The 15,179-nt window shown below is 69.6% G+C and carries 12 protein-coding genes and 1 pseudogene; 8 read left to right on the forward strand and 5 right to left on the reverse strand.

Annotation, left to right across the window (positions count from 1 at the left end; translation table 11 throughout):
* The 4 genes from FFS49_RS13500 to FFS49_RS41970 form a co-directional block, all read right to left on the reverse strand.
* Nucleotides 1–1,936 (reverse strand): FUSC family protein (locus FFS49_RS13500; RefSeq protein WP_249362358.1); only part of this gene is annotated, 1,936 nt, incomplete at its 3' end.
* Complete coding sequence (gene mdtN / locus FFS49_RS13505; protein WP_039344028.1) at nt 1,917–2,966, reverse strand: multidrug transporter subunit MdtN; 1,050 nt, start codon at nt 2,964–2,966, stop codon at nt 1,917–1,919. The genes FFS49_RS13500 and mdtN, both read right to left, overlap by 20 nt.
* Nucleotides 2,963–3,256 carry a hypothetical protein gene (locus tag FFS49_RS13510; protein ID WP_039344030.1) on the reverse strand — a complete coding sequence of 98 codons (294 nt, stop codon included), beginning with the start codon at nt 3,254–3,256 and terminating at the stop codon, nt 2,963–2,965. Before FFS49_RS13510 ends, mdtN begins: the two co-directional genes overlap by 4 nt.
* A complete protein-coding gene (locus FFS49_RS41970) occupies nt 3,253–3,870 on the reverse strand; it encodes a hypothetical protein (protein WP_171026761.1) in 618 nt (205 codons plus the stop codon). The genes FFS49_RS13510 and FFS49_RS41970 overlap by 4 nt, the downstream gene beginning before the upstream one ends.
* A 234-nt stretch (nt 3,871–4,104) precedes the next feature.
* Between FFS49_RS41970 and FFS49_RS13520 the strand changes: the two genes are divergently transcribed.
* Nucleotides 4,105–5,253, forward strand: coding sequence for a metallophosphoesterase (locus FFS49_RS13520; protein ID WP_071332324.1), 1,149 nt, complete (start codon nt 4,105–4,107; stop codon nt 5,251–5,253).
* Between the two features lie 72 nt (nt 5,254–5,325).
* On the opposite strand, the pseudogene FFS49_RS13525 reads toward FFS49_RS13520, so the two are convergent.
* Nucleotides 5,326–5,499 (reverse strand): annotated as a pseudogene (locus FFS49_RS13525) (nitroreductase family protein); the annotation flags it as partial.
* 115 nt (nt 5,500–5,614) lie between these two features.
* On the opposite strand from FFS49_RS13525, the gene FFS49_RS13530 reads away from it, so the two are divergent.
* The 7 genes from FFS49_RS13530 (at nt 5,615) to FFS49_RS13560 (ending at nt 15,101) form a co-directional block, all read left to right on the forward strand.
* Nucleotides 5,615–6,220 carry an alpha-ketoglutarate-dependent dioxygenase AlkB gene (locus FFS49_RS13530; protein WP_039344036.1) on the forward strand — a complete coding sequence of 202 codons (606 nt, stop codon included), beginning with the start codon at nt 5,615–5,617 and terminating at the stop codon, nt 6,218–6,220.
* Between the two features lie 340 nt (nt 6,221–6,560).
* Nucleotides 6,561–6,767 carry a hypothetical protein gene (locus tag FFS49_RS13535; RefSeq protein WP_039344038.1) on the forward strand — a complete coding sequence of 69 codons (207 nt, stop codon included), beginning with the start codon at nt 6,561–6,563 and terminating at the stop codon, nt 6,765–6,767.
* Between the two features lie 306 nt (nt 6,768–7,073).
* On the forward strand, nt 7,074–7,505 hold the full coding sequence (gene gspI / locus FFS49_RS13540; RefSeq protein ID WP_105818372.1) for a type II secretion system minor pseudopilin GspI: 432 nt from the start codon (nt 7,074–7,076) through the stop codon (nt 7,503–7,505).
* Complete coding sequence (locus tag FFS49_RS13545; protein WP_071332325.1) at nt 7,489–8,157, forward strand: prepilin-type N-terminal cleavage/methylation domain-containing protein; 669 nt, start codon at nt 7,489–7,491, stop codon at nt 8,155–8,157. Before gspI ends, FFS49_RS13545 begins: the two co-directional genes overlap by 17 nt.
* Nucleotides 8,158–8,334: 177 nt before the next feature.
* Nucleotides 8,335–10,557 carry a tetratricopeptide repeat protein gene (locus tag FFS49_RS13550; protein ID WP_105818025.1) on the forward strand — a complete coding sequence of 741 codons (2,223 nt, stop codon included), beginning with the start codon at nt 8,335–8,337 and terminating at the stop codon, nt 10,555–10,557.
* Nucleotides 10,558–10,599: 42 nt separating this feature from the next.
* Complete coding sequence (locus tag FFS49_RS13555) at nt 10,600–12,843, forward strand: tetratricopeptide repeat protein (protein WP_105818024.1); 2,244 nt, start codon at nt 10,600–10,602, stop codon at nt 12,841–12,843.
* On the forward strand, nt 12,840–15,101 hold the full coding sequence (locus FFS49_RS13560; RefSeq protein ID WP_105818023.1) for a tetratricopeptide repeat protein: 2,262 nt from the start codon (nt 12,840–12,842) through the stop codon (nt 15,099–15,101). Before FFS49_RS13555 ends, FFS49_RS13560 begins: the two co-directional genes overlap by 4 nt.
* The last annotated feature ends 78 nt before the right edge of the window (nt 15,102–15,179 follow it).

Consider the following 15,179-nt stretch of genomic DNA (forward strand, 5'->3'; position numbering starts at 1 on the left):
GCGCGCTCGAAGTGCCGCTGTTCCTGCTCGCCGAACGCAAGCCCGGCGGCGCGGCGATCGGCGCGCAACTCTCCCGCGTGACCGAACCGCGCGACGACGACACCGCGCCCCATCGAGAACCCGCCGCGTCGCCGGGCTTGCGTTCGGCGAGCAGGAACAGCGGCCCTTCGAGCGCGCCGAGTTCCGCGAGCGCGCGCCGCCGCGTGGCGAGCCACGAACCGGCCGGCCGCACCCACGACGGTTCGTAGTGGACCAGCCCGAGCTCCTGCGTGATCGCGCCGTGGCGGGCAAACGCGTCAGCCGCGAGCGCGCGCCGCTCGGCCGGCTGCGCGACCTGCACGAGGCGCCGCCACTGGTCGATCAGCGCGGCGAGCCCCGCGTCGATCTGCTTGCCGATGCTGACGGGCCAGATGCGCGTGAACACGAGATACACGACGACGTTGCCGAGCAGGATGCCGATCGTGCGATCGCGCGCGATCGTCAGGTCGAAGCCGGGGCCGGCGCCCTGGATCACGCACAGGAAAAACGCGAACGCGATCTGGAAGCCGGCATACGCGATGCGCGGCGAGCCGAACGCGACCCACGCGGCGAGCCACCCGCCGGCGAACACCAGCGCCATCAGGTGCCCGACCGACGACAGCGACGGCACGACGAAGACCAGCGCCGCCGTGCCGAGCAGCGCGCCGACGATGCAGCCGAAGATCCGCAGCGTGAGCTTCTCGACCGTCTCGGCCGTCGAGCCGAGCGACACGATGTAGCAGGTGACGACGCAGGTATGGATGCCCGACCAGTCGAGCTGCGAATACAGCAGGTAGCAGAAGATCGCCGCGGCGGTCGTCTTCAGCGCGTAGCGGATGTGGTCGGGATTGGTGCGCGCGTCGGGCAGGAAGAAGCCGCCGCGCGGTGCGGCTGCGGGGGCGTCGGGGGTAGTTGCCGAAGCCGTCGAAGCGACATCGGTCGTTGCGGCTGGTTCCGCGAAATGCGTGATCGCCGCCTGGAGATCCGTTGCAGCAACGCGCGCGAGCGGCGGTAGCGTCTCGGTCGGCGGGAGCGCGAGCGTCACGTCGACCGGGTAGCCGCCCTGGTCGAGGATGTCGGCCATCTCGTCGAGCGTCGCGGCGATCGGCGTGGTGTACGCGTCGGGCAGCCGCGCGCCTGGTTCGCGATCGGCCAGTGCGACGCCGACGAGCAGCGCGGTGCTCGAAGCCACGGCCTGCCGCAACGCCGCGAAGTCGGCGGCGGACGACGAGCCTTCGAGTTTCGACAGCTTGAGCCACGTGAGCAGCTGCTTGTCGCCTTCGTGCAGGCTGGCGTTGAATGCGTCGCGCGCCGCATCGTCACCGCGCAGCCGCTGCGCGGCGAGCCGCAAGCGCTTCGCGAGTTGCGCGTGCGCGAGTTTGCGCGGCGACGGCGCGATCAGCAGGTTGACGACGATCGCGACACCGACCGGGATCGCGATCGTCAGCCAGATGTACAGCAGCGCGCGCGTTGCAGCTTCGCCGAACGGCGCGAGGCCGAGCTGGTCGAGCCCGAAGCCGACGATCATCGCGAGGATCGCGCCCACCGGGCGCAGCTTGCTGGCCGACGTCAGATAGAGGAGGCCGACCGACAGCACGGCCATGCACGCGACCCGCAGGATCGAATAGTCGATGCTGAAGATCGCGATGCCGAGCACGAGCCCGATCACGATCGTGACGATCACCAGCAACGCGGCCGCGAGCACGACGCTCGTCACGCGGTCGGCGCGGATCATGAAGAACACGACGTACGCGGACAGCGCGGCTTCGGGCGTGCCGTAGGCGGCCGTCACGAGCGCGGTCAGCGCGCAGATCAGTGCGACCCGCACGGCAATCGACATGCGCCCCGGAAACGGCGCGAGCAGTCGCAGGACTTCGCGCGGGCCCGGCGAGCGAACCTCAGCGGCAGGCAGTGCCATGCCGGACCTCGACGATCGCGCTGGCGCCGACGCGCACGAGCTTGCCGTCGGGTTCGTCGAGCTTCACGCGCACCGGGAAGCGCTGCGCGACGTGTACCCAGTTCACCGAGTTCTGCACGATCGGGAGCGTGCGCGGCAAGTTGATGCGGGCGCTGTCGGCGATGCCTGCGCCGACGCCGACGACCTTGCCGGTCAGCGGGCGGCTGCGGTCGATCATCGAATAGACGGTCGCGCAGTCGCCGACCTCGATGCGGCTCAGTGACGTCTCGCGGAAGTTGCCGACGGCGAACCATTCGCTCGCGTCGATCAGCGTGAAGATCGACTGGTTCGGCGCAAGGGTTTCGCCGGCGAGCACGCTCAGGCCCGTGACGAGGCCGTCGTGCGGCGCGCGCACGACGGTGTCTTCGAGCGCGTGCTGCGCGCGGGCCAGCGCGGCTTCGCGCGCATGCAGCGTCGCGATCGCGTCGGCTTCGTCGCCGATCGTCTGTGAGGACGCGCGCTGCTGTTCCTGCGCCTGCGTGAGCGACACGGCCGCGTCGCGCTGGCGGACCTTCGCCTGGTCGAACTGCTGCGCGCTGACGTAGCCCTGGGCGGCGAGCGGCGCGAGGCGGTTCACGTCGCGGGTCGCGAGGTCGGCGTTTTGCGTCGCGCGCTTGACCTGCTCGGCGGCCACGGCCGCGTTCGAGCGCTCGCCGATCAGCGAACGGCGGCGCGTGTCGAGCGATGCGCGCGCGAGTTCGAGGTCGGCCTGCGCCTGCGCAACCGTCAGCCGGTACGGCACGGGATCGATGACGTACAGCAGGTCGCCCTTCGCGACGCGCTGGTTTTCATGCACCGCGAGCTGCACGATGCGGCCGCCGACCGGCGACGCGACGTGCACGACGTCCGCGTCGATCGACGCGTCGTCGGTGGACGGGTAGGCCGTCGTGCGGTAGTACGCGTACACGAGTGCCGCGATGCCGAGCGCGACGATCGCCAGTGCGATCACGCGGCCTTTGATGGAGGGGCGGGCGATACCGGCGGCCTTCATGCGAACGGCCCCGTGCCGGTGAGCCACACGATCACCGCGACCACGAGCCCGATCGCCGTGCAGACGGCCAGCTGGTAAGGGACCGTCGCGGCCCAGCCGGTCGCGACGAATACGCGGTGCGCGACGATCGCGCCGACGACGCCGACGATCGCGCTGACGAGCCAAAGCGGGAAATATGCGCCGAACAGGACGTACGACGGTGCGCCGCGCGATGCGCAGCCCGCGAGCGGCAGGGCTGGCACCAGGACGGCGGCGACGCGCAAGGGCGCGCGCGGCGTTGTTGTTCTCATGGTGTGACGAGCTCGACGTTGGGGGTGGGTGCCGGGCGCGGCGCAATGCGGATCGTCGCGACCGGCCGGGCCGCGACGACGATTCCGGGATATGGAGCCGATAATAAATCAGCGCGATGCGGACCGCCAGCCACCCGCCCCATGCACCTTGGGGGATTGCCGGTCGAGGGGCGTGTCCGCACGTTCGGCACCGCGTTTCTGCAATGATGGTCGGACCGTCGTGATTCTGCCAGCGCAAGCTCAAGTAGGGTTGCTAACGGACTGTAAAGGATCGTCAGACGAACGAAGGGCGGCCGATTTGTCCTGTCGACAGTGCGGAATCGGGCCGGAAACGATCGATTGCTGTGCGAACGCAGAGGAATACGGGGCCGGCGGATCGGCGGGGCGATGTTGAAGAGTGGGCCGACCGGATTGCGCGTGAAGCGCGGCAGCGTGTCGCGATCGGTGACGCAGATCCACCACCGGCGTTCGGCCTGAGCGGTCTGCTCGTTTGCTCGCCCGCGAGCGCGACGACGCGCGGTGCCGTCAGGCAAGACGCGGACGTTCCCATCGATCATCCGACCGCCGTTCTCGACGTGGCTGACCTGGATGTGCAAGCGCAGCGTGCGCTGCACGTCGGGAACGAGGCGTTTCAGGAAAGCATCGACGGCGCTCGTGTCGGACAGGTCGATGAAGCCGCGGTAGAGCGTCGCGCCGGGCGGCGTCGAAGCCCGGCCGGCGACCGGTCGTCACAGCCGCGATCTGTGTACCATCGTACGTACGGCGCGACGCGCGGCACGGAGCCTCACGGCCTCGTGCAACACGCAACGCGGACGCGGTATCGGTATCGCAACGAAGGTGAGCGTTCCATGCGAAGTTTCTTTGTCCGGTTCATTGCAATCGGCGTGCTGTTCCATCTGTACGTCGGGATTCGAATCATTCCCGATGCATTCACGTCGCCGGTCGCGCGGACGATCGCGGCGCTCGTGCTGGCGAGCTTCGTCGTGCTGATCCCGGTCGGGATGTTCTCGCGCCGCTTCGACGAAGGCTGGGCCGCGACGCTGGCCGGCTGGGCCGGCTCGCTCGTGATGGGCTTCTTCTCGTCGCTGCTCCTGCTGACGTTCCTCCGCGAATTCGTGCTGCTCGGCGTGTCCGGATGGCGGCATCTCGGGCACGACGGTGCGTGGCCCGGCGCGGCGACCGACACGGCGATCGGCGTGCTGGCCGGTGCGGTGTTCGTCACCGTGATCGGGTTCGTCGGTGCGCGCCGCACGGCGGCGGTCAAGCGCGTGTCGATCCCGGTCGCGGAGCTGCCGGCCGGGCTCGACGGGCTGACGATCGTGCAACTGTCCGACATCCACGTCGGGCCGACGATCAAGCGGCCGTACGTCGAACGGATCGTGCGCGCGGTCAACGCGCTCGATGCCGACCTCGTCGTCGTGACGGGCGACGTGGTCGACGGCTCGGTCAAGCGCCTGCGCGACCATACGGCGCCGCTCGGCCGCATGCAGTCGCGGCACGGCAGCTTCCTGGTGACGGGCAACCACGAGTATTACGCGGGCGCGCATGCGTGGATCGACGAGTTCCGGCGCATCGGGCTCACGGTGCTGCTCAACGAGCACGTGCTGATAGAACACGACGGTGCGCATGCGGTGCTCGCGGGTGTCACCGATTTCACGGCGGGCGGGTTCGATCCCGCCCATCGCAGCGACCCCGAGCAGGCGCTGGCCGGTGCGCCGCGCGACGTCGGTACGAAGATCCTGCTCGCGCACCAGCCGCGCAGCGCGGAAGCGGCGAACCGCGCCGGCTTTACCGTGCAGTTGTCGGGACATACGCACGGCGGCCAGTTTCTGCCATGGCCTCCGTTCGTGCGGCTGCAACAGCCCGTGATCGGCGGGCTGAGCCGCATCGGCAATCTGTGGCTCTATACGAGCCGCGGCACCGGATACTGGGGGCCGCCGAACCGCTTCGGCGTGCCGTCCGAGATCACGCTGATCCGGCTGACGCGCGGCGGGTAGCGCACGTTCCCCCCGTTCGGGAAAGGCCGGCGCCGGCCCGTCATTGGCGGCACCGGCCCTGGCTCGCGGCCATCACTCGATGCGGGCGATGTCGTCGAAATCGAAGCGCGGGCCGAGCGGGAACAGGCCGGCCGGATCGCCGTGGCCGAGATTCACGAGGAAATTGCTTTGGATCGCGGTGCCGGCGAAGAACGCGGCGTCGACCAGCGTGCCGTCGAAGCCGGACATCCGGCCCGCGTCGAGGCCGGGTACGCGCGGCTACCGCTCATCTGCGGATGACAGCGCATGGCAGTGTGCGACGCCGTTGGCTAGTATGCAGGCATGCCTCCGTTCGCTCCGTTCATCGCCCGTTGCTCCCGACATGTCGACACCCGATCTCTTCGCTGACACGCCCGCACCCGACGTGGACTGGTACCCGGACTGGCTGGCGCCGTCCGATGCCGATCGCGTGCTGGCCGCGTTGATCGGGGAAGTCGCGTGGCAGCAGGACACGATCCGCACGCCGCGCGGGCGCATACCGTTGCCGCGGCTGACCGCATGGCAGGGCGAGCCGGATGCCGTCTACGTGTATTCCGGGATCCGCAACGTGCCGGCGCCGTGGACGCCGGCCGTGCTCGACTTGAAGCGCGCGGTCGAGGCGACGTCCGGCGCGCGTTTCAACAGCGTGTTGCTCAATCGCTACCGCAACGGGCAGGACAGCCTCGGCTGGCATGCGGACAACGAACCCGAACTCGGCGATGCGCCGGTGATCGCATCGGTGAGCCTCGGCGCGATGCGCGTGTTCGACCTTCGCCATCGCCAGACCGGTGTCACGCATGCGTATCGCCTCGGGCATGGCAGCCTCCTCGTGATGCGGGGCCGCACGCAGGCCGAATGGCAGCATCGCGTGCCGAAGGCGCCGGGTGTACAGGGCGAGCGCGTGAACCTGACGTTTCGGCGCGTGATGCCGGTCGGTATGGGCCGGTAACAACCGGCGTCGCCGAGGTGCCCGGATCGCCGGGCGATTCGCGCCCCGTTTTCGCGATTCATGCGCGATCGATACGGGCAAGCGGTCGCATGTGCGGCACGTTGCCGCACGAGTGGTGAGCCGTGCGCGTTGAAACGGCGCAGAGGCCCGTGCCATATGGGTTTCAGGAAAATTTGATCGACCGACCGGTTCCGATAGATGAGTGAAACCTCTGATGGTGCGTCGCAACAATCCTTGACTAGACTGTCGAATGGCAGAAGCGCGTCGCATCCCGGCGCGATCCTTTCGACATGCCCCAAGCGTTGCCGATGCGGTGCGCAAGGGGGCAGGAGCAAAACGCGTGACCGTATTCGACCCTTCCTTCGAACCCTCGCTGCACGTCTTTGAACAAGACGGCGGATGGCAATGGGCGCTGACGGTGAAGCGGGCGACCGGCGTGGGCGTGAAAGTCGTTGCGTTCAGCCGGGAAGGCTTTCGCGGCGAATCCGAGGCCTACGCCGCCGGCCAGCTTGCCCGCGCCGAGTATGACGCCGCCGTGACGGCCTGACGCCGTCGCGGCGATCCCGCCGCCCGAGGTTCGTCTTCATCGCTTGCCGCCCGCCGCCGGGTGGGGCTTCCCGATCGTTTTCAGTTTTCCGTCGCCTGTCGCGCTTCGCGCGACCGTGCGTGCGGCGCGCTTGCGCGCCCGTCCGCCCGAACTCGCCGCGCCAAATGGTCCGTACCATTCGACACGTGTGTGCCATACGCCCCGCTTAACGTCGTTGCACGGCGTCGGTCGCGCCGGCGATGCGGCTTCGCGCCGTGATTTGAATGCCGGACGCCGGACGCCGACCCATCGACAAGAATGCAGGTCATGTGCTACGACAGAACCGACTACAACCGCCATGCGCGCGGTGGATCGCGCACGGCGCGGGCGCCGGAACGGGGATTCACGCTGATCGAGGTGCTGATCGCGCTGGCGATCGTCGCCGTGGCGCTGGGCGCCGTGATGCGCGCGATCGGCGCGCTCGCGTCGGATACCGACATGGCGCGCATGCGCCTGCTCGCGTTATGGAGCGCCGACAACGCGCTCGGCGAGATCCGCATCGCCTCGACCTGGCCGTCCGTCGGCACCAATACGTTTGCCTGCCCGCAGGGGCGCTACCGGTTCGTGTGCCGCCAGTCGGTGGCCGCGCTGCCGAGCCCGCTCGTGCGTCGCGTGACGGTGAGCGTGTATCCGTCCGCGTCGAGCCGCAGCGTGCTCGCCGAAGTCGTCACGGTGATCCAGAATGAAGCGCGCCACTGACCCGCGCGCGGCGGCGCGTGCCCGTGCCCGCGGCTTCACGCTGATCGAGATGCTGGTCGCGATCGCGCTGCTCGCCGTGATCGCGCTGCTGTCGTGGCGCGGCCTCGACGCGACGATCCGCGGCCGCGACGATATCGCGTCGAATCTGGCGCAAACGCGTCTGCTGGGCCGCTACTTCTCTCAACTCCAGTTCGACCTGATGAACCTCGTCACGCCCGACGAAGTGTTCGGGCCGCCGCTGCGGATCCGTCCGGGCGAGCTCGTGATGGTGCGCCATCTCGGCGTCGGCGGCGGGCCGACGCAGATGCAGGTCGTGCGCTACCAGCTCAAGGGGCGCGAGCTCGTGCGCAGCGCGTCGCAGCCGCTCGCGTCGCTGGCCGAGGTGGACGACGCGCTGCATCACATGGATGCGTTCGCGCGTGTGGTGGTCAGCAACGATGCGCGCTCGATGCAGCTTTCCGTGTGGATTCCGCCCGGCGGATGGACGACGAGCCAGGCCGACATCGAACAGTCCTATGCGCAGTTTCTCGCGCAGCACGGCATCAGCAACTTCACGTCGATCGGCGTGCCGGTGCCGCGCGGGGTTCGCTTCTCGGTGACGATGGGCGCGCCGGCGGTCGAATACGTGCGGACGATTCCGATCGGCCAATGACGGCGGCGTGCGCGACGCCGGCTCGGCGGGTGTTCCGTCCCCCGGACAAAATGGTCCGTAACTTTCGTCATACGTCTGTTATTGGCCGTCCGTTAGTCTCGTGACGAGCATGGCTGCCGCGACCGGTTCCATCGAACCGGATCAGCGGCGGCATCGGCAAACGGGAAGGGGGCGAACGTGACGGTCGAGCACCGGCATGATGCACACGCGGGCACGTCGGGAATCGACGCGCGCGGAGAACGGCAATCGGCGGCGATCCTGAGCCGCGCACAAAACTGGCACAGCGCCGGGCGATTCGACGACGCCGCGCGCGAATATCTCGCGGTGCTCGAGAAGGAGCCGGACAATCCCCAGGCATTGCACCTGTACGGCATCCTGCAGTTCCAGCGCGGTGCGGCGGACGATGCCGAAGCGTTGCTGCGCCAGTCGATCGCGATCGCACCCGGCACGCGCGTGCTATCGGATCTCGGCGCGATCGCCGGCGAGCGCGGCCGCATCGGCGAGGCGCTCGAGCATTTCGCGGCCGCGCTGCGAACGACGCCCGACGACGTGCAGACGCTCGTGCGCCGCGGCAACACGCTGCTCGGGCTGCGCCGCCATGACGACGCGCTGGCGTCGTTCGACCGCGCGCTCGCGGTATCGCCGCTGGTGCTCGATGCGCTATGCAATCGCGGCAGCGCGCTGCGTGCGCTGCGTCGCTTCGACGAGGCGCTCGATACCTACGATCGCGCGCTGATGGTCGACCCGCGTTCGTTCGAATCGTGGTTCAACCGCGGCCTCGTACTGCGCGAGATGCAGCGGCCGGCCGATGCGCTGCAGTGCTTCGAGCGCGCCAACGCGATCCGGCCCGGCATGGCCGCGATCATGGCCGAGCGCGGCCGCACGCTGATCGATCTCGATCGGCCGGGCGAGGCGCTCGACGCATTCAACGAAGCGATCGCGGCCGATCCCGGGCGGATCGACGTGCTGTACAACAGCGCGGTCGCGCTCGAGCGGCTCGGCCGCGCGGACGAAGCGCTCGCCCGCTGCGAGCGCGTGCTGGGTTTCGATCCGGATCATGTCCGCGCCCATGCGAGCCGCGGCAACGCATTGCTGCAGCTCAAGCGCCACGACGACGCGCTGGCTGCCTATGCGCGTGCGCTGGCGCTCGATCCGCACTCGGCGGAGACCTTGTGCAATCGCGGCACCGCGTTGCGTTACCTGAAGCGTTACGACGACGCGCTGGCCAGCTACGACGCCGCGCTTGCGCGCGACGCGCGGTTCGCCGAAGCGTGGACCAACCGCAGCAGCGTGCTGCAGGACCTGCATCGCTACGACGAAGCGATGGCGTCGCTCGACCGCGCGCTTGCGCTGCGCCCCGATCACGCGACGAACTGGCTCAACCGCGGCAACCTCCATTTCGAAACGGCGCGCACGGACGATGCGCTTGCCGCGTACGACCGCGCGATCGCGCTGCAACCCGACTACGCCGAAGCGCATTTCGCGCGCGCGTCGCTGTATCTGATCGACGGCGATTTCGTGCGCGGCTGGCCCGAGTACGAATGGCGGATGCGCGATGCGCAGCTTGCGCGGCACTACCGGCCGTTCACGCAGCCGGCGTGGCAGGGCGACACGCCGCTCGACGGCCGGACCGTGCTGATTCATGCGGAGCAGGGGTTCGGCGACACGCTGCAGTTCTGCCGCTATGTGCCCCTGGTGGCGGAACGTGGCGCGCGGGTCGTGTTCGAGGTGCAGCCGCAGTTGCGCGCGCTGATGGCGTCGCTGCCTGGCACGGCCCACGTGATCGCGCGCGGCGACCCGTTGCCGGCGTTCGACTGCCAGACGCCGTTGTTGAGCCTGCCGCATGCGTTTCGCACGGAAGAAGCGACGATTCCGCAACCGGGCGCCTATCTGCATGCCGACCCGCAGCGCACGCGCCAGTGGGACGCGCTGCTCGGCGCGCGTCGGCGGCCACGGATCGGGATTGCCTGGGCCGGCAATCCGGAGCACCGGAACGATCACAACCGGTCGATCGATTTCTCGCGGCTCGCGCCGCTGTTCGATCTCGACGTCGACTGGATCAGCCTGCAAAAGCCTGTGCGCGAACGCGACGCGGCGCTGCTCGCGGCCGCGCCGGTGCGCCGCGTCGACGACGAACTCGGCGACTTCGCGGACACGGCCGCGCTGATCGGCGCACTGGATCTCGTGATCGCAGTCGATTCCGCCGTCGCGCATCTGGCGGGTGCGCTGGGCCACGCGGTCTGGGTGCTGCTGCCCGATCCGGCGGAGTGGCGCTGGATGCGCACGCGCGGCGACAGCCCGTGGTATCCGTCCGCGCGGCTGTTCCGGCAGGCGGCGCCGGGTGACTGGACGGGCGCGATCGATGCGGTGCGTGCCGCGATCGAGACGATGACACGTTAGACACGACACGCGATACCAACAGCGACAAGTGGGGGCCACACGATGACACCGAACGGGGAAGGGACGACACTCGCGAGCGCGCCGGTCGCGCCGGATCGCCGTCCGCCCGATACCGCGCAACTCGAACGGCTGCTCTTGCGCGCGCGCAAGGCGCACCACGAGGGCGCGCTGCAGCATGCGGAACACGCGTATACGGAATTGCTGACGCTCGATCCCGAGCATCCGGAGGCGCTGCACCTGCTCGGCGCGGTGCGCTTTCAGCAAGGGCGGCTCGGCGATGCCGAGCCGCTGATGCGGCGCTCGATCGAGCACCGGCCGGTGCCGCTCGCGCTCGCGAATTACGCGGCGGTGCTGACCGGGCTCGGGCGCGAGCACGACGCGCTCGCGCGTCTCGATGAAGCACTTGCGATCAACCCGGTTCATCAGCGCGTGCTGTTTCAGCGCGCGGGCCTGCTGGGGCAACTCGCCCGGTACGACGACGCATGCGCGGTCTACGATCGGCTGCTCGAGCTGACGCCCGGTTTTGCCGACGGCTATGTGAAGCGCAGCGACATGCTGCGCGCGCTCGGCCGTCATGACGAAGCGCTTGCCGATTGCGATCGATCGATCGCGCTGGCCGGGCGTTCGTTCGATGCGATGCGCGGGCGCGGCCTCGCGTTGCGCGAACTCGGCCGCTTCCGCGATGCGGTCGACAGCTATGGCCATGCGCTCGCGCAGACGCCCGGCAGCGCCGAAGTGCTGTTCCTGCGCGGTGTCGCGTATCTCGATCTGCACGACCCCGAGCGCGCGCTCGCGGATTTCAATGCGGCGATCGCGGCGAGCCCGACGTTCATCGATGCGATCTTCAACAGCTCGATCGCGCTCGAGCAGCTCGGCCGGCACGACGAAGCGCTCGTGCGCTGCGACCGCGTGCTCGCTATCGATCCGCGCCATGCGCGGGCACTGGCGAACCGCGGCAACGCGGCCAGCCACCTGGAACGCTATCGCGACGCGGCCGACAGCTATGCGCGTGCACTCGATGCGGAGCCGCGCAGCACCGGCGTGCTGTGCAACTACGCGAGCGCGCTGATGCGCATCGAACGTCACGACGATGCGCGCGACATGTGCGACCGTGCGCTCGCGCTCGATGCGGGCTACGTGCCTGCGTGGTTCACGCGCGGCCGCGTGCAGCTCGAGACGCACCGCTACGAGGCCGCGCTCGACGATTTCGCACGGGTGATCGACGCGACGCCGCGCGACAAGCTCGCGCATTTTCATAAAGCCAACGCCCTGCGTGCGCTGCGGCGGCACGACGCCGCGCGGCAGGCCTATGCGGACGCGATCGAGATCGATCCCGATTACGTGCTCGCGCACTGCATGCGTGCGTTCCTGTGCCTGTCGATCGGCGATTTCGAAGCGGGGTGGGCCGAGTATGAATGGCGTTGGCGCGATACGCAGCTCGATGCAAGCCGGCGCATGTTCGCGCAGCCGCGCTGGACACACGGGATGCCGCTCGACGGCAAGACGATCCTGCTGTACCCGGAACAGGGGCTCGGCGACACGCTGCAGTTCTGCCGCTATGTCCCCCTCGTGAAAGCGCTCGGCGCACGCGTCGTGCTCGAAGCGCCGGTCGAACTGAAGGCGCTGTTCGCGACGCTCGACGGCGTCGATACGCTCGTCGCGCGCGGCGAGCCGCTGCCGCCGTTCGACCTGCATTGCCCGCTGCTGAGCCTGCCGCTCGAATTCCGCACGGATCTCGCATCGATTCCGGCCGGCGTGCCGTATCTCGCCGCCGACCCCGAGCGTGTCGCGCAGTGGCGCGAGCGGCTCGGCGCGGCCACGCGGCCGCGCATCGGCCTCGTGTGGTCCGGCAACCCGCTGCACCTGAACGACCGCAACCGCTCGATGACGCTCGCGGATCTGCTGCCGCTGTTCGACGACCGTTACGAGTGGATCAGCCTGCAGAAGGTGGTTCGCGACGAGGATCGCCCGGTGCTCGACGCGAGCGCGGTGCGCTTCGTCGGCGACGATCTTGCGGACTTCGCCGATACGGCGGCGCTGACTGCGCTGATGGACGGCATCGTCAGCGTCGATACGTCCGTCGCGCACCTCGCTGGCGCGCTCGGCCGCCCGCTCGCGCTGATGATCCCGCATACGCCCGATTTCCGCTGGTTGCTCGAACGGGACGACAGCCCGTGGTATCCGTCAGCGCGCCTGTTCCGCCAGCCGGCGGGCGGGCAGTGGGCACCTGTCGTCGAGCGGATCGCGGCCGAGTTGCCGACGCTCGTCGGCGGAGGCGCGCGATGAGTGCGCGCCGCGAGGCCGCGTCGATGGCGAGCGCCGTACCGGGCGCCGCGGCCATGCCGCTGCATGCGGTGCTCGCCGATGCGTTGCGCCAGGCGCGCGCGCGTCTCGAACAGCGCGACTTCGCAGGGGCCGGGCGACTCTACGAAGGCGTGCTGACGATGGCGCCCGATCATGTCGAGGCGCTGCACCTGCTGGGCCTCGTGCACCTGGAGCTCGGCAATCCCGCGCGGGCCGAGCCGCTGATCGCGCGGTCGATGAAGTTCGGATTGAGCCAGCCGTGGAATCTGGCGAACCACGCGGCGGCGCTGACCGGTGTCGGCCGCCATCGCGACGCGCTCGCGCTGGCCGATCGCGCACTCGGGGCCGACCCGGACCATGCGCCGTCGCATGCGGCGCGCGGCGATGCGCTGCTCGCGCTCGGGCAATACGACGCGGCGCTCGCCGCCTACGATCGGGCGCTCGTGCGCGAACCGGCACACGTAACGGCGTGGCGCAAGCGCGGTGAAACGTTGCGCCTGCTCGAACGGCCCGCCGATGCGCTGATCAGCGTCGAGCGCGCGTTGCGGCTCGACCCGGGCGATGCGGCCGCGAACATCGAACGCGGGCATGCATTGCGTGCACTCGGTCATCGCGAGCAGGCGTTGCACAGCTATCAGCTCGCGATGGTCGTGCGCGGCAAGACGCCCGAGCTCGTCTACGCGTGCGGCGTCGTGATGACCGAACTCGGCCGCCCAGCCGACGCGCTCGCGTGTCTCGACGAAGGCCTCGCACGACAGCCGAAAGACGAGCAGTTGCTGTACGCGAGTTGCGTCGCGCTGGATCTGCTGCACGCGCGCGACGAATTGCTGAAGCGCTGCGACCGGCTCCTTGCGCTGAATCGCGGCAACGTCGCGGCGTGGGTGGGGCGCGGCAATGCTCTGCTCGGGCTCGAACGTCACGCGGACGCTGCGGACGCCTACGCGCAAGCGCTGGCGCGCAATCCCGACGATATCGACGCGCGCCGCAACCGCGCGGCTGCACTGCGTGCGCTCGGCCGGTTCGACGACGCGCTCGCCGATTACGACGCGGCGCTGGCGCTGACGGGCCCGCATGCGGAGCTGCATTACAACCGCGCGCTCGCGCTGCAGCAGCTCGGCCGCTACGACGAGGCGCTCGCGAGCCATGCGGCAGCGGCGGCCGCGCCGGCGGAGACCGCGCAGGCATTGTTCACGCGTGCGGTCGCGCGCCAGCACCTCGGGAACGACGATGCGGCGCTGGCGGATTATGCCGATGCATGCCGGCGCGAGCCGAACCACGGCGCCGCGCGCCGTTCGGAGGCGTTCTGCCGGCTGCTGACGGGCGATTTCGACGCGGGCTGGCGGCTGCACGAGGCGCGCTGGGATGCGGCCGACGTGATGCTGCACCGGCGTCATGCGGACCGGCCGCTGTGGACCGGCGACGAGCCGCTCGCCGGCCGCACGCTGCTGCTGCATGCGGAGCAGGGATACGGCGACACGCTGCAGTTCTGCCGTTACGCGAACCTCGCGCACGACGCCGGCGCGACCGTGATCGTCGAGGCGCCGGCCGCGCTGGGCGAATTGCTCGGCACGCTGCGCGGCGTGAGCCGGGTCGTCACCGAAGGGCAGCCCATGCCGGCGTTCGACCTGCAGTGTCCGCTGATGAGCCTGCCGTATGCATTCCGCACGACGCTCGAAACGGTGCCGGCCGACGTACCGTACCTGCGTGCCGATGCGCGACGGCGCGACGCGTGGGCACAACGTCTCGACGCGATGTCGCCGCCCGGCCGGTTGCGAATCGGGCTCGTCTGGTCGGGCAACCCGCGCCACGCGAACGACGAAAACCGTTCGATACCGTTTGCCGCGCTCCTGCCGCTCGTTGCAGCGCACGACGCGACGTTCGTGAGCCTGCAACCGCAGATACGCGCACGCGACGCCGACGCGTTTGCCGCGAGCGGCGTGTTGTCGTTTGCGGACACGCTCACGGATTTCTCCGAAACGGCTGCGCTGGTCGGCACGCTGGATCTCGTGATCAGTGTCGACACGTCGGTTGCGCACCTGGCCGGCGCGCTCGGGCGACCCGTCTGGCTGCTGCTGCCGCGCGTACCGGACTGGCGCTGGTTGCTCGGGCGCGACGACTGTCCGTGGTATCCGTCCGCGCGGCTGTTCCGGCAAGCGCGGCCCGGCGACTGGCCGGCCGTGATCGGTCGGGTGGCCGACGCGCTCGGCACGGTGCGCCGTGCGCCCCCTGTGGCGGCGTGACGGGCCTTCCATGACAAAAGCTACGGACCTTTTCACGGCGGCCGGAATGGTCCGTAACAGTCGCCATGTCGCTGCCAT

The organism is Burkholderia sp. 4NA327C6, assembly GCF_005502655.1.
Taxonomy (GTDB): Bacteria; Pseudomonadota; Gammaproteobacteria; order Burkholderiales; family Burkholderiaceae; genus Burkholderia; species Burkholderia contaminans.